The organism is Rhodococcus baikonurensis (assembly GCF_040489275.1).
Classification (GTDB): domain Bacteria; phylum Actinomycetota; class Actinomycetes; order Mycobacteriales; family Mycobacteriaceae; genus Rhodococcus_F; species Rhodococcus_F baikonurensis.
In genome coordinates this window covers 475,421-492,315 of record NZ_JBEUOQ010000001.1, presented here as the reverse complement: position 1 = coordinate 492,315, position 16,895 = coordinate 475,421, and the positions used below count along the sequence as shown (strand labels likewise).

The following is a 16,895-nucleotide window of genomic DNA, read 5'->3' as shown; positions in this document are numbered from 1 at the left end:
TTTCCGTATCGGAATTCCTCTTGCCCTTTATGGAACATTCGTGTTCCATAAATTCATGCTTGAATCCGATGCGCCTCAGCCCGCGCCGAAATGGAGCAATCTCCGCGTCCTCTCGGAGTTCGCTCGCCCGCATCTGCCCTCGCTCCTCCTCGGATTGGTGCTGGCTCTGTGCGGTTCCGCGGCGACGCTGGCAACGCCGATGGTCACCAAATGGGTTCTCGACACCCTCGACACCGGTGCGTCGCTGAAGGGGCCGATCCTCACGCTCGTCGTCCTCCTGGTCGTCGGTGCGGTGCTCGGCTGTGCTCAGTGGATCGTTCTCGGGACCGCTGCCGAGAAGGTTGTCTTCGACGCCCGGTCTTCGCTCGTGAGGCGATTCCTCGCCGCGACCGTGCCTTCGCTGCAATCGCGATCCGTCGGCGAATTGGTCACCCGGGTCACCTCGGACACCTTGCTGCTGCGGGAGGCGGCGTCGTCGGCCGCAGTGAATATTCTCAACGCAGCCGCGTTGACCATCGGAACAATCGTTCTGATGGGCGTTCTGGATCTGCCGTTGCTGGGTGTGACCATGGTGGCAATCGTGTTCGCCTCCATACTCTTTGCCGTTCTGATGCCGCGGATCTCCGCAGCCGAGGCGCGAACCCAGGAATCGCTCGGTCAGCTCGGCGGCGTTCTCGAGGGCGGTTTACGTGCGATCCGGACGGTCAAGGTTTCCCTGGCCGAGGATCGCGTCGGCGCTCTGGTGACGAACAACGCGTCCGATGCGAAAAAGCATGCGATCACGGCGGTTCGAGTGTCGGCAACCGCGTGGACTGTCGCGTGGACCGCCATTCAAGGCTCGATCATTGCCATTCTCGGCTTTGGTGCCTGGCGAGTCGCCGACGGCGAAATGGCAGTCTCGACGCTCATCGCGTTTCTGCTCTACGCCTTCACACTGATGGGGCCGGTGTCCGAGCTTGCGCAGAACGTGACGTCCGTTCAGTCGGGAATCGCGGCAGCTATCCGGATCCGCGAGATGCAATCGTTGCCCACCGAGCAGTACGACGAGGTCGTGGACGTAGTCGAGAAAACGAGCGCAGCCGCGCCGCTGATCGAGTTGCGCGACGTCACCGTGAGCTACCACGGCTCCAACCAACCTGCGTTGCGCGATGTCTCGCTGGTCATCCCCGAGCGTGGGCACATGGCCATCGTCGGCCCGTCGGGTGCCGGAAAGACGACCCTGCTCTCCACCGTCCTGCGATTCGTCGAGCCGCGATCGGGTGAGGTTCTCCTGCATGGTGTCGGTTACGACGCGCTCGATCACCGGGCTGTGCGAGAGAGTCTCGCGTACGTGGAGCAGGAGACCCCGGTGGTGCCCGGAACGATTCGGGAGAACGTCGTCTTCAGTCATCCCGACGCAACGGACGAAGAGGTGCAGTCCGTTCTGCGCTTGCTCCGCCTCGACGACGCGATCGAGGCCCTGCCCAACGGACTCGACACCGCACTGACCGCCACGTCGCTGTCGGGCGGCCAACGTCAGCGGATCGCGATGGCACGCGCAGTTCTGCGACCGAGTGCTTTGCTTCTGCTCGACGAAGCCACCGCCCAGGTCGACACGCTCACCGAAGCAGCGATTGTCGACGCGATCAACGAACGTGCGCGCACCGGCGCTGTGGTGACTATCGCTCACCGGCTCTCGACGGTGCGTGACGCCGACTGGATCGTGGTCATGGAGGACGGTCGGATCCGCAACATCGGCAACCACGACGAGCTCATGGACAAGGACGATCTGTACCGCGACATGGTGGTTGCCGGCAGGCTCGATCAGGGCGAGGCGATGCTCGAGGATTGTTGACCCGACGCGTCGGCGTGTGCGAGAGTGCTGGTACCGAGCGATCGCTCGGTCGGGATGTTCTTTCGGAGGTGGCTGGTGGCAATCGATCTGACGTACGCGCCCGAGGTGGTGGCGCTGATCGAGAAGACGCGCGACTTCACGCGCAACGTAGTGCTCCCCATCGAAGACGAACACGCCGGTGACATCGCCGTCGCGGGTGGCGACGCCATCCGTATCGAGATGCAGGCGGCAGCAAAAGAAGCAGGTGTCTTCGCCCCGCATGCGCCGATCGAATACGGCGGCCACGGGCTCAACATGAGTGATCGCGCGCCGGTCTTCGAGGAAGCCGGCTACTCGCTCTTCGGCCCGACTGCGCTCAACATCGCTGCGCCGGACGAGGGCAATGTCCACATGCTGGCCCACGTCGCGAACGAAGCGCAGAAGCAGCAGTTCCTCGCGCCGCTCGCGAGCGGGGACATGCGGTCGGCCTTCGCCATGACCGAGCCTGCGCCCGGAGCCGGATCCGACCCCTCGGCCTTGAACACCCGCGCGGAGAAGGTTCCCGGCGGCTGGAAGATCAACGGTAAGAAGTGGTTCATCACCGGCGCCGACGGTGCCGGATTCTTCATCATCATGGCGCGCACCTCCGGCGAGCCCGGGCAGCGCGGCGGAGCGACCATGTTCCTGGCGCCGACCAACACTGCGGGTCTCGTCGTGGGTCGACACATCGACACCCTCGACAAGGCCATGATCGGCGGGCACTGCGAGGTCACGTTCGAGGATCTCTTCGTTCCCGACGAGGCTGTTCTCGGTGAGGTCGATCAAGGTTTCGCCTACGCCCAGGTTCGCCTCGGTCCCGCCCGCATGACGCACGTGATGCGCTGGCTCGGTGCAGCGCGCCGCGGCCACGACGTTGCCGTGGCCAGGGTTGCCGAGCGTGAAGGTTTCGGCTCGAAACTCGGTGATCTCGGAATGATCCAGAAGATGGTCGCCGACAACGAGATCGACATCGCGGCCAGCCGCGCGCTCTTGGTCCAGGCCTGCTTCGAGCTCGATCAGGGTGGACACGCCAGCAACGCGACCTCCATCGCGAAGACCTATGCGGCCGAGGCGATCTTCCGGATCGTCGACCGCTCCATTCAGATGTGTGGCGGAATGGGCGTGTCCGGCGATCTGCCCCTGGCACGGTTGTCCCGCGAAGTGCGTCCCTTCCGCGTCTACGACGGCCCGTCCGAGGTTCATCGCTGGGCAATCGCGAAACGTGTTGTCGGAGCCGCGAAGCGGGCCGCTCGGGAGGAGTCGAAGTGACGGACTTTCCAGGACTCGATCTCGCGGCGCTCCACAAGTATCTGCAAGCCGCAGGCGTCACGGTCAGCGGTGAGTTGCGAGCCGAACTGATTTCAGGCGGCAAATCCAATCTCACCTACGGAATCTTCGACGACAACTCGAAGTGGATTCTGCGTCGTCCACCTACCGCCGGTCTCACGCCGTCGGCGCACGACGTTGCGCGCGAGTTCCGAATCACCTCGGCGTTGCAGAACACTGCAGTACCGGTCGCGCCGACCGTCGTGCTGTGCGAGGACGCCTCGGTGATGGGTGCGTCGTTCACGGTGGTCGAGTTCGTCACCGGTCAGGTGATCCGGGCCAAGACCGAGTTGGAAGCTGTTCCGGCAGAGCAGGTCACGCAGTGCACCGGTGAATTGGTGCGTGTACTGGCCGCCCTGCACGACGTCGATTACAACGCCGTGGGTCTCGGCGAACTCGGCCGACCCGACGGTTATGTCGCCCGCCAGGTGAAGTTGTGGGCCGGTCAATGGTCGCGCGTCAAGACCGAGGACTCGGCAGACGTGGACAGGTTGGCCTCGAGCCTCGCGGACATGATTCCGGCGGAATCAGCCTCGTCGATCGTGCACGGCGACTACCGGATCGACAACACGATCCTTGCGGCGAACGACGTCACCAAGGTTGCCGCAGTGGTGGACTGGGAACTCTCGACGCTGGGAGATCCGCTGGCGGACATCGCGATGATGTGCGTCTACCGGCACCCCGCCTTGGATCTGGTTCTGGGTGAACCTGCCGCGTGGACGAGCCCGTCACTACCCTCTGTTGTCGATCTGGCGCAACGGTATTCGACCGTATCGGGTCGAGAGCTGGCGCACTGGAACTTCTACATGGCGCTCGGGTTCTTCAAACTCGCCGTCGTGGCGCAGGGCATCGATCACCGATTCCGAGCAGGAGCCACCGTCGGCGGAGGATTCGACAAGGCTGGATCTTCTGTGCCGGAACTGATCTCGGCCGGACTCAACGCACTGCAAGGAAAATTCGAATGACTCGATCAGCACTGGTCACCGGCGCCTCCAAGGGAATCGGCCTCGGCATCGCAACGCGCCTGGCATCTCAAGGGTACGGACTGACCATCACCGCCCGTGACGCCGAACGACTTGCGGTCGTCGCCGAAGAACTTACGCGCGCCGGATCGCCGGACGTCGTAGTCTCGGCAGGTGACATGGCGGACGAGAACTTCGCCTCAGCACTCGTCGCCACGCACGGCGATCGGTTCGGCTCCATGCGGGCCCTCATCCTCAACGCCGGAGTGGGAACCAGTGGGCGAGTAGCGGATTACCCCATGCGACGATTCGACAAGACCGTCGCCGTCAATCTGCGGACACCGTTCGCGCTCCTGCAAGCATCGCTGCCGCTCCTGCGCACTGCGGCGGACGCGGACCTTGCCGGTGGCGCGAAAGTGATCGCTCTCGCCTCGATGGCCGGCGTGTATGCCGAGAGCGGCCTGGCCGTCTACGGAGCCACCAAAGCTGCACTCATTTCGATGGTCGAAGCACTCAATGCCGAGGAATCCGGAAACGGAGTGAGCGCGACGGCCATTGCTCCCGGTTACGTCGACACGGACATGTCGGCGTGGACGCACGATCGGATCACACCCGAGACCATGATCAAGGTCGACGACATCGTGGAGTTGGTGGACGGACTGCTCAAGCTCTCGTCTCGAGCAGTGGTTCCGAAGGTCGTCATGACGCGAGCCGGAACCAACGGCTACTCGGCCTGATCAATCCAGCTTGGCTTCGCCCCGCTTGCGGAAAAAGTGGAAGCCGGGCACTCCGACGATCGCCTGACGCAGGTCCTTGACCACTCCGAGGAGTTCGTGGATCTCGGGCGAGACGGAGTCCAAGGTTCCGAGGATGGGCAGGACCGCGGTCACGCGGTCGGTGAGCTCCGGCAGTTGGTCGATCAGTTTGATCGCGGCGCTGACCTCCGCCTCGGACAGGTCGTCGGCGAATCTGGCCGCCAGCGGCGCGAGCTGCAACGCAATGGGCTCGTAGATCTCGAGGAGCTGTCCCGCGATGTCCGAGGTCTGCTCGACGGCCTCGACCAGCGTCTCAGCTCGAATGGTCACGGCGGCGGCTCCGATGACGACGCGGTCGGCGTTGTCGGCGATCTGGTTGATGCGTGCCACCAACCTCTCGACCGAGAAGAGGAGCGCCTCGAGTCGAGCGGGCAGGGTGACCGCAAAAGCGACCGTGGACAGGGACCAGTGCACCACGTCGCCGACGGAGCGGACGACGGTGGAGCTGCCGGGCAAAACTAGAGCCATCCCTCGATACTGCCTGATGTGACGTCAAAGTACAGGTAAATCTCACATTCACGAGGCTCGCGGCGTCTTCGAGGTGTCGGTGCCGGCACGGACAATCAATTCACCCGCTGCCTGCTGCACCGCGCAACCTGGAAGGATCGAGACATGACGGCTATCCGTACACACACTGTGATCGATTCGCCGATCGGGGCGTTGACGCTGGTAGCGGCAGGTGAAAACCTCTGCGGGCTGTACATGGCGGAGCATCGTCACAAGCCGGACGAGTCCACGTTCGGTGATCGTTCCACAGCGGTCTTCGGTGAAGTCGAATCGCAGCTCGCCGAGTACTTCGAGGGTGATCGCACGGAGTTCTCCGTGCCGCTGGCGCCCGTGGGCACAGAGTTCCAGAAACGGGTCTGGGATACCTTGCGAACGATCCCCTACGGCGAAACCTGGACCTACATGGAGCTCGCGCAAACTTTGGGTAACCCACTTGCGATCCGTGCTGCCGCCGCTGCCAACGGCAAGAATCCGATCAGCATCATCGTTCCCTGTCATCGCGTGGTCGGTAGCGACGGCAGCCTGACCGGTTTCGCCGGCGGCCTCGAACGCAAGAGGTTCCTGCTCGACCGCGAGCACGGCGGCGAATCGGATGTTCTCTTCTGATGCGTTCGACTCACAATTCGGTGATCGGGAACGTCTACCGATCGTGACACTCAAACCGTTCGAAGACGTCGTGACCGAATACGGTGCGGTGGTCCTGCGTGTCTGCCGCGCGGTGGTCGGTCCCGTCGACGCCGAGGACGCGTGGTCCGAGACGTTCATCGCAGCGATGCGGGCTTATCCGGATCTGAACCCGGACGCGAACATCGAAGCCTGGCTGGTCACCATCGCGCACCGCAAGGCAATCGACATCACCCGAGTGCGTGCCCGCGTGGCCGTGCCGACAGACGACGTTCCGGAGTTGCCGACGCGAATCGGCGTGCCGGGCACGTGGGATCACGAACTCTGGGACGCACTCGAACAACTACCACTCAAACAACGTGCGGCGGTCGCCTATCACTTTCTGGGTGGGCTGCCGTACGCAGAGATCGCGGACATCCTCGGCAACACGCCGGCAGCCGCCAGACGCGCGGGTGCCGACGGTATCGCCACCCTACGAAGAACCTACTTGTCCGCTACCGCTGCGGAAGGGAGTCACTCATGAGTAACGATGTGTTCGAGGCACTTCCAGCCGTTGACGCCGACGCCATGATCCGCCTACGGGCGCGCCTGGCTGCGCAGGCGTCCGAAGCCGAATTGATCGACGTGGCATACCGAACCGTAGATTCGCCGGTCGGGAAGTTATTGCTCGCAGCGACCGATGTGGGCTTGGTGCGGGTTGCTTTTGCCGTCGAAGGGCACGACCTTGTTCTGGAACGGCTGGCCGGTACGGTCAGTCCCCGAGTGCTTCATTACCCGCGCCGACTCGACACCGTCGCTCGCGAGTTGGACGAGTACTTTGCCGGTGCTCGTCGAGAATTCGATCTGCGCTTGGATTTCCAACTCGCCAAGGGGTTCCGACGCGAAGTGTTGCGTCATCTTCCCGAGATCGAATACGGCCACACTGCAAGCTATTCGGTGGTCGCAGCAGCGTCGGGCAGCCCACGTGCCGTGCGGGCCGTGGGGACCGCCTGCGCCAAGAACCCACTGCCGTTGGTCGTCCCCTGTCACCGGGTGGTGCGCAGCGACGGCAGCCTCGGGCAGTACGCCGGCGGCCCCGAACTGAAAGCGATACTGCTGGATCTGGAAGCCGGCCGGTGAGCGCAGTGACACTGCGCTTTCAGGCGCCCTATGCGGTCGAACCGCTCACCGGTGCCCTGCGGGCTCATTGCGTCGCCGGCCTCGAACGTCACGACGACGGTGTTCACACCAGAGTCATACCGTTGCCGTCCGGCCCGGTTGTCGTGTCGGTGTCGTGGACGGACGAAGGTGTTGTCGTGGATTCCGATGTGCCGGTAGCGGATTCAGCAGAGCTGGAGGTGATCGTGCGTCGTTGGCTCGACCTCGACGCCGATCACACTGCTGTAGAGGCAGCGTTCTGTAGCGATGAGTTGTTGGCCCCACTAGTGACCGCCCGTCCAGGATTGCGGGTGCTCGGCTCGGTGGACGGGTTCGAGACCGCGGTGCTCACCGTTCTGGGACAACAGGTTTCGCTCGGCGCGGCGAGGACGTTCGGTGGGCGCTTCGTCGGCGCATTCGGAGCGGCGGTGGACGCGGAGTTTCTTGCTTTCCCCGACCCGGCCTCGGTTGCAGCGCTATCGCCGGAGGATATTCAGAAAGCCGTCGGACTGACCACTGCGCGCGCAAAAACGGTGCACACGTTGGCAACTGCGGCAGCGAACGACCTCGATCTCTCCTGGGATGCGGATCCCGTCCAATTTCGGCGAGAGTTGTTGTCACTAACAGGAATCGGACCGTGGACCGCTGACTATCTCACTGTTCGAATTCTCGGTGATCGCGACGCATTCGTACCTGATGATCTGGTCTTGAAACGTGCGCTGGGTGTCTCCTCCGGCAAAGAAGCCGCGGCGTTGTCCGAGAAATGGCGACCCTGGCGGGCCTATGCGCTTTTTCATCTGTGGACCAAAGAGGCGTTTCTGTAGTCGGTCAGTCTTTGGCGCGCGCCAATTCGGACGGCCACCAGATACGTTTCCCGATGTCGTGTGAGAGCGCCGGAACGAGGACACTTCGCACGATGATCGTGTCGAGCAGCACGCCGAAGGCCACGGCAAAACCGATCTCGGCCAGGAAGACCAGTGGCAGGATGCCCAGTACGGCAAATGTTGCGGCCAAGACGATTCCGGCTGAAGTGATCACGCCGCCCGTCACTGCAAGACCGCGCAGAACGCCTGCACGGGTACCGAATTCTCCCGTCTCCTCCCGGACCCTGGTCATCAAGAAGATGTTGTAGTCGATACCCAGAGCGACGAGGAACACGAAGGCGAACAGCGGGAAAGACTGATCAGCCCCGGCGAACCCGAACACGTGCGTGAAGAAGAATCCGCTCACGCCGAGGGTCGCCGCGAAGGAAAGCACCACGGTGACAATGAGAATCACCGGGATCAGCAGAGCGCGAAGCAAAGCGGCCAAGACCAGGAAGATCACCACCAACACGATCGGGATGATCAGATTCCTGTCGCGGACCGAGGCGGCCTGGACGTCAAGGGTGGTGGCCGTGCTGCCGCCGACAAGTGCGTCGGCGCCGGGCACGTCGTGGACGGCCGTCCGCAGTCGCTTGACAGTATCGAGTGCCTGCGGTGAATCGTAGGAGTCGGCGAGGGTTGCATTGATCATGGTGCGGCCGTCGATCGGTGCAACGGTGAAAGCCGCTGGGGCGCAACCCGCAGCGGCGGCTTGGGCGACGGCAGCGGGATTGGTCTTGATCAGCTCGCTGACCTTCGCGACGTCCACCTGGGTGCAGACGGCGCCGGGATCCTGCGAGATACCTTCGACGCCGCTGGCGGCCTTGATGACGGCGTCGGCCTGGTCGGCGTTTGCGGTGATCACGGCGGGTGCGCCCGCTCCGGGATCGAACTTCGAGTCGTAGAGTTCCTGTCCGACAACGGCGTCGGGGCGGTTGGTGAAGCTTTCGGTGGATGTCAGGCCATCGGTTTTGAGACTGCCGATCCCGGCCGCGAACAGGATGATCAACAAGACTGTGGCGCCGATCCACAGTGGGCGGTCCTTGCTACCGACGACCTCGGCGATCTTGCCCCACATCCCGTGCGTCGTCAGGTCTGCGGCGTGATCGACCTTGGGCTTGCGCGGCCAGAAGACCCACCGTCCGGTAGCGGCCAGAGCGACCGGCATGAAGGTCATCATCACCAGATAGGTGCAGGCGATCCCGATGGCGGCGACGGGTCCGAGGCTCTTGTTGGAGTTGAGTTGAGAGAACGTCAGGCAGAGCAGTCCGAGAATGACGGTGACAGCCGAAGCGGTGATGGCCGGCGCAGACTCGCGCCAGGCCTTGATCATCGCGTCGAAGCGGTTGGGATACGTGTGCAGTTCTTCGCGATAGCGAGAGATCAAGAGTAGGGCGTAGTCGGTACCGGCACCGATCACCAGCACGAAAAGAATGCCTTGAGATTGGCCGGTCAGCGTGAGTACTTCGGCCTTCGCGAGGAAGTAGATCACCATCGACGACAAGCCGATGGCGAGAAGGGCGGAGAACAGCGGGAAGAACCACAACACCGGCGATCGGTACACGACAAGCAGGATGAGGATCACGACCAGAAGTGCCGCGCCCAGCAGCGCTCCGTCCAGACCGGCAAAGGCGTCGATGAAAGCGACGAGTAGTCCACCTGGTCCAGCAGGGAGTACCTCGACATCACCAGCGGCCTGCTCGGCGGCGTCGATGACGTTTTGCTCGGTGGTCGCCAGGACGTCGCCCGCGACTGCGGTGTCACCGTCTTTGGCGACGAGTGGCACGAAGATCGACGCAGTTGTGCCGTCGGCGGAGTACTGGGTGGGCTGCATACCGTCGGCGTCCACTCCGGAGATGCCGGAAATGGAGTTACGTGCCGAGTCGATCGCAGACTTGTCTGCCTCGGTGAGGGCCGAATCCCGATGGAACAGAACAAAACCAGGGATTGTCTCGACCGCGAGGAAGTTCGCGGATTGGTTGCTGACGATCGTCGATTCGGCGGAACTCGGGAGGTACGAGGCGTTGTCGTTCTTCTGAACCTCGGCGAGTTTGCCTTGGAACGAACCGCCGAATCCACCTGCAATGAAGGCAAAGATGGCAAGGGCGATCACGGTGAAGATCGGCAGTCGACGGCGTTTGACCGCTCCGCTGTCGTTCTGTTCTGCGTCAGTTGTATCCAGCTTGGTCATGGTTCTCCTCGAACACAGTCGACCAGCACCAACAAAGCAACGTTTTCCAGTAGAACACGCAATACGGGCGCGGTGGAACCACTTGGAGTGGAATTGACGACGCTACGGAGTGCCTTTGCCGTAAGTCTCGCGAACGCCGACGTCCATGGGAAAACGGACGACTGTGTCGCCGAACAACAATCGAGTTGCCGAAGCCGCGGCGGCCAGCACGTGGGCGGCACCTGACTCGGGGTTTCGGGTATGCACGACCACTTCGTCGTGCTGGAAGAAGACCAACTCGCCGTCCGGATCTTCGGCGAGGCGGCGCCTGAGGTCGGCGAGCAGGCACAACGCCCACTCGGACGCAGTGGCCTGAACGACGAAGTTTCGCGTGAAACGACCGCGGGCATGAGCGTCGCCGTGGGAGTAGAAGTCGGGAGACGGTGGGGGACAGGCCCGGCCGAGCAGTGACTTCACCACCTCGCCGCGCTCACCTGCCTTGGCAGCTTGCTCGACGTACTCGACGGCGACCGGGAATCGCTTCCGCAACAAGACGAGCAGTGCTTTGGCTTCACCCGCCGTCGCCCCGTACAGGACTCCGAGGATTGCGACCTTGGCTTTTGCGCGATCCCCGCCGAAGGCTTCTGCACCGACAAGTGCGTACAGATCGTCGTCGCCGGCGGCAGCCATCATGCGGCGGTCGCCGGACATGGCGGCCAGAATTCGGGGCTCGAGCTGACCGGCGTCGGCGACGACGAACACGTGGCCAGGATCGGCGACGACGCTCGAGCGCATGGTCTTGGGAATCTGCAGGGCCCCGCCGCCCCGGCTCGCCCACCTGCCGGATACAACGCCACCAGGGACGTAGATCGGGCGGAATCGATCACCCCGCACCCAACTGTCCATCCACTGCCAACCGTTGGTGCTGTACAGCTTGGCGAGTTCGCGATGACGCAGCAGCAACGGGACCGCCGGGTGATCGATTTCCTGCAGAAACCACTTGCGCGTCGACGGCAGTTCGATGCCCTGACGCCCGAATGCCTCGGTGATCTCCACCGACGACGAAGGATTGACCGTGCGCCCGAAGACCTCACTGATCTGGGCAGCGAGTTCCTGCATCCGAGCGGGGAGGTCGTATCCCGTCGGCCGCGGCCCCAGCCGTTCTTCGAGGAGTTCGCGATGCTTCTGCGTCGAGAACGGCAGGCCCGTGTGTGTCATCTCGGCGGCGCTGAGAGCTCCGGCCGATTCTGCTGCGATCAACAAATCCAAACGCGCGTCCGTGCCGATGGTTGCGCGCTGCTCGGCGAACTCGGTGGCGACAGCGACGGGATCGAGAACGGGGGCAGTATCGAAGAGGCCGAGGCGATCGTCGTCGAACTCGTCGGCAGGCGGTGACGGTTTACCGACGCGCATTCCGAGGATCGCGCGAGTCAGGGAAATGTCGTGGCATCGCTGAACCCGTACGCCTGCCCGCAGTAGGGGTGGGTACACGGTTGCCGTGCTGGGCCACACCCATCGCGGGTGCTCGGCTTCCTCGATGGTGCGCACCGCCGCGATCAGGTCGGGGTACTCGACGGGATCGGCGAGCGGCGTTCCACCGGGATCGGTCCGTAGGACAGTTGCCGTCACAGCTCCCGTGGACGTCGTACTACCGGGAACCAGGACAACTCGCACGACGTCAGTGTGACGGCAGGGTCCGACACGACCATGCTCGGCGCTGCTCAGGCAGCGACAAACCGGATGTGCTGACCCGGGCGGGCTTGACCGAGCCGATCGATATCCGCGTCCGCCACCACTCCCACCACCGGATAACCGCCGGTGATGGGGTGATCGGCGAGAAACACGACAGGTTGGCCGCTTGGCGGGACCTGGATCGATCCGAGGGCCACGCCTTCGGTGGGCAGCTCGGTGTCATCTGTTCTTCGAAGTAGTTCATCGGTGCCGACGCGGCCGAGGCGTGCGCCGATCCGGTCCGAGTCGCTCGAAACCTCCCATCGCCCCTGGACGAGCGTTTCGGGGTTGGTGAATCGATCTGCACGTGGACCGAAGACGACTCGAAGGTCGAGAGTCTCGTTTGTCATCGGCGGCACCGGCGCTAGGTCGACCGGCGAGAACGCGATCGGCGACGGCCCGATCGGGAGAACGACACCCGGTTCGAGCGGTGCCGGACCGATCCCGGACATGGTGTCGGTACTGCGCGATCCCAGGACCGAGGGAACCACAATGCCGCCTCTGACGGTCAGATACGTCCGCAGTCCACTCGGTGCGTAGTCGAGGTGGACGGTCTGACCAGGCCGCAGAGAGATCACGCTCGCATGCCCGACCGGAATGCCGTCGCGGTAGGCCTGTGCGGGCGCACCGGTGAACGCGATCGTCGACGAGTGACGGGACCGAAGACTCAGCCCACCGAGGAGGACCTCGATACCGGCCGCGCTCTCGTCGTTGCCGACGAGTCGATTGCCGAGTCCGAGCGATCGCCGGTCCGCAGCACCGGAAACCCCGACGCCCGAGCGCAGATGCCCTATCCGTCCCAGGTCCTGGATCAGGCTCAGCGGCCCGGTTTCGAGTATCTCCAGGCCGTTCATCGTTGTTCCTCGTTCACGAAGCGCACGCGGCCCCCGGGCTGAACGGTGGCCGGTGGAGTGGCGTTCAGGTCCCACATCACGGTGTCGGTGCTTCCGATGATCTGCCAGCCGCCCGGAGATGCCCGCGGGTAGACCGCGCTGTATCCAGCGGCCAGGGCGACGGAACCGGCAGGCACAGACGTTCGTGACTGAGTTCGACGCGGGACGTGGAGTCGCGTGTCGTTTGAAGTCAGGTAGGCGAAGCCGGGTGCGAATCCGATGAAGGCGCAACGCCACATCGCCTCGGTATGGGCCGCAACCACCTCGGATGGGCTCATTCCGAGTGACTGTGCGACGTCGTCGAGGTCGGGTCCGTCGTACCTGACGGCGATGGTGAGTGCGTCTGCCTCGGAACGTTCGTCTGCGATCGAGGCAGAATTGGTCTGCTCGAGATCGTTCAAGCACTTCCGGACGTACGTGAGATCTGCCGCGGGGGTGCACGTGACCAGGACCGTGCGAGCTGCCGGGAGGAAGTCCTCGACCCCGACCGGGGTGTTCCGTGTCAGTGCTTCGGTGAATGCGAGAACGTCGGCTTCGGAATCGAGGTCTACGAGAAATGCGCATTCTCCAGCGGGAAGTATGCGAGTCACGGGGAGGGCTCCCTGTCGATTCGAGTCCGCTCCACGTCCGCTCGCATCCCGGCGATGAAACTCGCGATGGTGGCTCGCTCCGTGGCCGTGTAATTGCCGATGGTGTTCACCGCCCGTGAAATGAGCGGATCGAAGTAGCTCTCGCCGAGAGTGACTGCAGTGGGTGTGACCTGCAAGAGCACTCGCCGTCGGTCCGCCGAGTCCCGTTCGCGAGCTACGTGGCCCGCTTTGACCATGCGGTCGACGAGCGCAGTCACCGATGCCGAGTTGATTCCCAGTTGTGCGCCGAGCCAGCCTGGCGTCGCCGGTGTGTCCGAGCGCTCGGCATCGAGAAGGCAGATCAACGCGCGCACGTCGGTGGAGTGCATTGTGTACTTGTTTGCAAAGCCGGAAACCGCCACGTTCAAGTCGACGGTCAGTGCGCGAAGCGAGTGCACGATCGCCATCGCTTCTTCTTCTGCATCGCCGACGCTCAAGGATGCCTCCAGCCCTGGTGTGTTGTCTCTCGATTGTCTACTATCTCGATAATCGAGAGAAATGGGGGTGGGGGATGGACTTCGATCGCGCATACGACGCTGTACTGACCAAATGGCCGCAGAAACCGCTGGGTGTGGACCTCACAGGCCGGTTCGGGAGCACGCATGTGAACGTCTGTGGACCTGAAAACTCGACGCCGTTGATCCTCTTTTCCGGTGGAGGCGCCACCTCGACGGTGTGGTTCGACAACGTTGCGGCGTTGTCGAAATCTCGACGAGTCTTTGCCGTCGACACCATGGGGGATGCCGGGCGCAGCGTTCCGAATGGTAATCCGATGAAGTCCGCCGACGATCTGATCGAGTGGATGGAATCGATAGTCGAGTACACCGGTGCCGAGGCCGTCGATGTAATCGGACATTCCTACGGCGCGATGATCGCATTGGCATTTTCTTTGCGTCGCCCGGAACGTGTCGGGAAACTTGTTCTGCTCGATCCTAATTCGAGTTTCTCCGGTATGAAGGCGGGCTACCTTCTGCGTGCGCTTCCGCTGTTGCTCAAGCCGTCGCGGGCTGGCCGACGGCGACTGTTGGAGTGGGAGACAGGCGAGTTGAGCATCGACTCCGACTGGCTGTCACTTGCAGAAGCCGGCGCTTCGGAACTCCCGCGCCCCGATCTCGTAGTGCCTCGACGTCCTTCGGCGGAGGACTTGAGTGCACTGGATGTCGAGGTGCTGGTGGTCCTCGCGCAGGACGGACGGGTGCATGATGCGGAAGCGGTGTCGAAGTCAGTGCGGACAACTGTTCCCGCAGCACGCATCGAAGTGTTGGAAGATGCTTCGCACCACAGTATTCCGATGGTCCCGGCCGATGCACTCAACCGGGTGCTCGTCGACTTCTTGGAGGGCTAGCGGATCAGGGTGCGACGACGCACCCCGGACCGATCGGCGTGGCCGGATTGACATCGACCGTTGTGACCGGCCCGCCCGCGGACGTCTGGTAGGCCATCAGAGAGTGTTCGCCGGGTGCAGTCGGAGTCCACAGAGTGACGGCATGGCCGAGTACAACCGGCAAGGTGAAGTAAGGATTGACGGTGTCCCAGATCAATTCCTGCGGGAACATGGTCGATGCCCGGTTCATGTCGACAATCGAGACGTTCGGCTCGTCCAACGCTGCTGTCCTGGCAACCACCAGATACGTGCAACCAGCTCCGTACGGCGTCGTCGGCCCGCTGCTGAGACCCGGAAGGATCGTGACGTCGACTACGTCCGCGGAAGCCGACGTCGCGGTACAGATGGCTGCGCTCGCGCAGAGGGCGGCGGCAAGTGCGGTGGTGCGCGCGATTCGTGAAAGTGTCATACCAGCAGGTCGGTTTAATTCGACTTGGTGTTACAAGGCTGGGCGTGACAGCAGGAAGGCCCCGACCTCCGTAGAGATCAGGGCCTTCCCTGCATAGAGCTACTTTTTGCGCTCGAACTACTTCTTGGAGACGCGGATCAGCTTTTTGTTGACGAACTCGTCCATTCCCCACGGGCCGAGCTCGCGGCCCACTCCGGAGCGCTTGACTCCGCCGAAGGGCAGACCGGGCAACGTCGTTCCGTGCTCGTTGACAAACGCCATTCCCACGTCGAGATCGGCAGCGACCGACCGGGCGGAATCGAGATCGCTGCTCCAGACGGACCCGCTCAGACCGTAGACCGACGAATTGGCAAGTTCCACAGCCTCGCTGGCCGACTTGACCTTGTACACGACGCCGGCAGGTCCGAAGAGTTCTTCGCTGTAGGCACGCATGTCCGGGGTCACGTCTGCGAGCAACGTCGGTTGAACGTAGGCGCCCGGGCCGTCGATCTTCTTTCCACCGGCCAGCAGGGTTGCGCCCTTGGACACGGCGTCGTCGATCTGCTCGATCAGTGTGTCCGCCGCGCTCTGCGAGGACAGCGGGCCCAGGACTGTGGATTCGTCCAACGGGTCACCGGCAGAAACGGATTCGAAGGAGGTCGCCAACTTGCGCGTGAAATCATCGTAGAAATCTTCGGTGACGATGAAACGCTTGGCCGCATTGCAGGCCTGGCCTGCGTTGGACAGACGTGCCTTGGTGGCTGACTTGACGGTGGCATCCATGTCGTCGGAATCGAGGACGATGAACACGTCCGATCCGCCGAGTTCGAGGACGACCTTCTTGAGGTTGCGTCCAGCAGTTTCGGCGACGCTGGTGCCCGCGCGTTCGCTGCCAGTCAGTGACACGCCTTGAACTCGGGGATCGGCGATCATGTCCGCGATCTGTTCGTTGGTCGCGAAGACGTTGACGTAGGCGTCGTCCGGCAATCCGGCTTGTCGCAGAATCTCTTCCATCAGCAGGGCTGACTGCGGACAGTTGGACGCGTGCTTGAGAATGATCGTGTTGCCGAGCATGAGATTCGGTGCCGCGAAGCGGGCGACCTGGTAGTACGGAAAGTTCCACGGCATGACGCCGATCAGGGCGCCGATCGGTCGCCGGTACACAACCGACTCCTCGGCCCCGGGAACGTCGAGCCGTTCTTCCTCGAGCAACGCCGGGCCGTGGTCTGCGTACCACTGATAGATCGCGGCCGAGAGTTGTACTTCGCCCTTGGCCTCTCGGACCGGCTTACCCATCTCCAACGAGATCATTCGGGCCAGTTCGTCTGCTCGCTCTGTGTACAGTTCGGCCGTCTTGCTCAGGACTGCCGCACGTTGCTGTGGCGCACTGTTGCGCCAGGTCAAGTAGCCGCGATGCGTGTTCGCAAGTGCGGCTTCAACTCCGGCGTCATCCAAAGTATCGAATTCCCTGACGGTTTCACCTGTCGCGGGATTGACTGTTTTGTAATTAGCCATAGTTGTACAACGTGCGGAGGGGGTTCGAAGATTCCCGAAACGCCCAATCACATTGAATTGGCCCAACAGGTTTCGATCAAATCCCGGCTGGGTACCACC

17 protein-coding genes are annotated in these 16,895 nt (G+C 63.1%); 9 read left to right on the top strand and 8 right to left on the bottom strand.

Features of this window, described 5'->3' with window-relative positions; genetic code table 11:
- Positions 1 to 55 precede the first annotated feature (55 nt).
- From ABWI03_RS02420 to ABWI03_RS02405, 4 genes are all read left to right on the top strand, one after another.
- A complete protein-coding gene (locus tag ABWI03_RS02420; RefSeq protein WP_124569167.1) occupies positions 56 to 1,834 on the top strand; it encodes an ABC transporter ATP-binding protein in 1,779 nt (592 codons plus the stop codon).
- Positions 1,835 to 1,909: 75 nt separating this feature from the next.
- Positions 1,910 to 3,121, top strand: a complete 1,212-nt coding sequence (locus tag ABWI03_RS02415; protein ID WP_070796058.1) for an acyl-CoA dehydrogenase family protein — start codon at positions 1,910 to 1,912, stop codon at positions 3,119 to 3,121.
- Entirely contained in the window at positions 3,118 to 4,143 is a 1,026-nt protein-coding gene (locus tag ABWI03_RS02410; protein WP_298777099.1) for a phosphotransferase family protein, read from the top strand. Before ABWI03_RS02415 ends, ABWI03_RS02410 begins: the two co-directional genes overlap by 4 nt.
- A complete protein-coding gene (locus tag ABWI03_RS02405; RefSeq protein ID WP_095973116.1) occupies positions 4,140 to 4,877 on the top strand; it encodes an SDR family NAD(P)-dependent oxidoreductase in 738 nt (245 codons plus the stop codon). The genes ABWI03_RS02410 and ABWI03_RS02405 overlap by 4 nt, the downstream gene beginning before the upstream one ends.
- Here the strand turns inward: ABWI03_RS02405 and ABWI03_RS02400 are convergent, their stop codons facing one another.
- On the bottom strand, positions 4,878 to 5,423 hold the full coding sequence (locus ABWI03_RS02400) for a ribulose 1,5-bisphosphate carboxylase large subunit (protein WP_298777100.1): 546 nt from the start codon (positions 5,421 to 5,423) through the stop codon (positions 4,878 to 4,880).
- Positions 5,424 to 5,567: 144 nt separating this feature from the next.
- Between ABWI03_RS02400 and ABWI03_RS02395 the strand changes: the two genes are divergently transcribed.
- The 4 genes from ABWI03_RS02395 to ABWI03_RS02380 are packed head-to-tail and all read left to right on the top strand — an operon-like array spanning position 5,568 to position 8,047.
- Positions 5,568 to 6,068, top strand: a complete 501-nt coding sequence (locus tag ABWI03_RS02395) for a methylated-DNA--[protein]-cysteine S-methyltransferase (RefSeq protein ID WP_095973118.1) — start codon at positions 5,568 to 5,570, stop codon at positions 6,066 to 6,068.
- Positions 6,055 to 6,609 carry an RNA polymerase sigma factor gene (locus ABWI03_RS02390; RefSeq protein ID WP_298777101.1) on the top strand — a complete coding sequence of 185 codons (555 nt, stop codon included), beginning with the start codon at positions 6,055 to 6,057 and terminating at the stop codon, positions 6,607 to 6,609. Before ABWI03_RS02395 ends, ABWI03_RS02390 begins: the two co-directional genes overlap by 14 nt.
- Positions 6,606 to 7,205 carry a methylated-DNA--[protein]-cysteine S-methyltransferase gene (locus ABWI03_RS02385; RefSeq protein WP_298777102.1) on the top strand — a complete coding sequence of 200 codons (600 nt, stop codon included), beginning with the start codon at positions 6,606 to 6,608 and terminating at the stop codon, positions 7,203 to 7,205. Before ABWI03_RS02390 ends, ABWI03_RS02385 begins: the two co-directional genes overlap by 4 nt.
- A complete protein-coding gene (locus ABWI03_RS02380) occupies positions 7,202 to 8,047 on the top strand; it encodes a DNA-3-methyladenine glycosylase family protein (protein WP_298777103.1) in 846 nt (281 codons plus the stop codon). Before ABWI03_RS02385 ends, ABWI03_RS02380 begins: the two co-directional genes overlap by 4 nt.
- Positions 8,048 to 8,051: 4 nt before the next feature.
- On the opposite strand, the gene ABWI03_RS02375 is transcribed toward ABWI03_RS02380, so the two are convergent.
- The 5 genes from ABWI03_RS02375 to ABWI03_RS02355 all read right to left on the bottom strand — a co-directional run bounded on the left by ABWI03_RS02375 (position 8,052) and on the right by ABWI03_RS02355 (position 13,946).
- The gene (locus tag ABWI03_RS02375; protein WP_124569174.1) at positions 8,052 to 10,277 is read right to left on the bottom strand and encodes an MMPL family transporter; all 2,226 of its coding nucleotides are present in this window, start codon (positions 10,275 to 10,277) and stop codon (positions 8,052 to 8,054) included.
- Between the two features lie 102 nt (positions 10,278 to 10,379).
- Positions 10,380 to 11,930 carry a bifunctional 3'-5' exonuclease/DNA polymerase gene (locus tag ABWI03_RS02370; RefSeq protein ID WP_095973123.1) on the bottom strand — a complete coding sequence of 517 codons (1,551 nt, stop codon included), beginning with the start codon at positions 11,928 to 11,930 and terminating at the stop codon, positions 10,380 to 10,382.
- Positions 11,931 to 11,977: 47 nt separating this feature from the next.
- On the bottom strand, positions 11,978 to 12,841 hold the full coding sequence (locus ABWI03_RS02365) for a 5-oxoprolinase subunit C family protein (protein ID WP_124569176.1): 864 nt from the start codon (positions 12,839 to 12,841) through the stop codon (positions 11,978 to 11,980).
- Positions 12,838 to 13,470, bottom strand: a complete 633-nt coding sequence (locus ABWI03_RS02360) for a 5-oxoprolinase subunit B family protein (protein ID WP_124569177.1) — start codon at positions 13,468 to 13,470, stop codon at positions 12,838 to 12,840. Before ABWI03_RS02360 ends, ABWI03_RS02365 begins: the two co-directional genes overlap by 4 nt.
- Positions 13,467 to 13,946: a MarR family winged helix-turn-helix transcriptional regulator gene (locus ABWI03_RS02355; RefSeq protein ID WP_298777104.1), complete on the bottom strand. Its 480-nt coding sequence runs from the start codon at positions 13,944 to 13,946 to the stop codon at positions 13,467 to 13,469. Before ABWI03_RS02355 ends, ABWI03_RS02360 begins: the two co-directional genes overlap by 4 nt.
- Before the next feature lie 74 nt (positions 13,947 to 14,020).
- Between ABWI03_RS02355 and ABWI03_RS02350 the strand changes: the two genes are divergently transcribed.
- Entirely contained in the window at positions 14,021 to 14,854 is an 834-nt protein-coding gene (locus ABWI03_RS02350; RefSeq protein WP_095973127.1) for an alpha/beta fold hydrolase, read from the top strand.
- A gap of 4 nt (positions 14,855 to 14,858) precedes the next feature.
- Here ABWI03_RS02350 and ABWI03_RS02345 read toward each other — a convergent pair whose 3' ends face one another.
- Together ABWI03_RS02345 and ABWI03_RS02340 are read right to left on the bottom strand one after the other, a co-directional pair.
- Positions 14,859 to 15,302 carry a hypothetical protein gene (locus ABWI03_RS02345; RefSeq protein WP_095973128.1) on the bottom strand — a complete coding sequence of 148 codons (444 nt, stop codon included), beginning with the start codon at positions 15,300 to 15,302 and terminating at the stop codon, positions 14,859 to 14,861.
- Between the two features lie 117 nt (positions 15,303 to 15,419).
- Complete coding sequence (locus tag ABWI03_RS02340) at positions 15,420 to 16,796, bottom strand: NAD-dependent succinate-semialdehyde dehydrogenase (RefSeq protein ID WP_298777105.1); 1,377 nt, start codon at positions 16,794 to 16,796, stop codon at positions 15,420 to 15,422.
- Positions 16,797 to 16,895 lie beyond the last annotated feature (99 nt).

Excerpts from the sequence above, each read along its gene's own strand:
- ABWI03_RS02420 (WP_124569167.1), top strand. The coding sequence starts at position 56 with ATGCTTGAATCCGATGCGCCTCAGCCCGCGCCGAAATGGAGCAATCTC.
- ABWI03_RS02385 (WP_298777102.1), top strand. The coding sequence starts at position 6,606 with ATGAGTAACGATGTGTTCGAGGCACTTCCAGCCGTTGACGCCGACGCC.
- ABWI03_RS02375 (WP_124569174.1), bottom strand. The coding sequence starts at position 10,277 with ATGACCAAGCTGGATACAACTGACGCAGAACAGAACGACAGCGGAGCG.
- ABWI03_RS02340 (WP_298777105.1), bottom strand. The coding sequence starts at position 16,796 with ATGGCTAATTACAAAACAGTCAATCCCGCGACAGGTGAAACCGTCAGG.
- ABWI03_RS02390 (WP_298777101.1), top strand. The coding sequence starts at position 6,055 with ATGTTCTCTTCTGATGCGTTCGACTCACAATTCGGTGATCGGGAACGT.
- ABWI03_RS02400 (WP_298777100.1), bottom strand. The coding sequence starts at position 5,423 with ATGGCTCTAGTTTTGCCCGGCAGCTCCACCGTCGTCCGCTCCGTCGGC.
- ABWI03_RS02395 (WP_095973118.1), top strand. The coding sequence starts at position 5,568 with ATGACGGCTATCCGTACACACACTGTGATCGATTCGCCGATCGGGGCG.
- ABWI03_RS02345 (WP_095973128.1), bottom strand. The coding sequence starts at position 15,302 with ATGACACTTTCACGAATCGCGCGCACCACCGCACTTGCCGCCGCCCTC.
- ABWI03_RS02405 (WP_095973116.1), top strand. The coding sequence starts at position 4,140 with ATGACTCGATCAGCACTGGTCACCGGCGCCTCCAAGGGAATCGGCCTC.
- ABWI03_RS02350 (WP_095973127.1), top strand. The coding sequence starts at position 14,021 with ATGGACTTCGATCGCGCATACGACGCTGTACTGACCAAATGGCCGCAG.
- ABWI03_RS02365 (WP_124569176.1), bottom strand. The coding sequence starts at position 12,841 with ATGAACGGCCTGGAGATACTCGAAACCGGGCCGCTGAGCCTGATCCAG.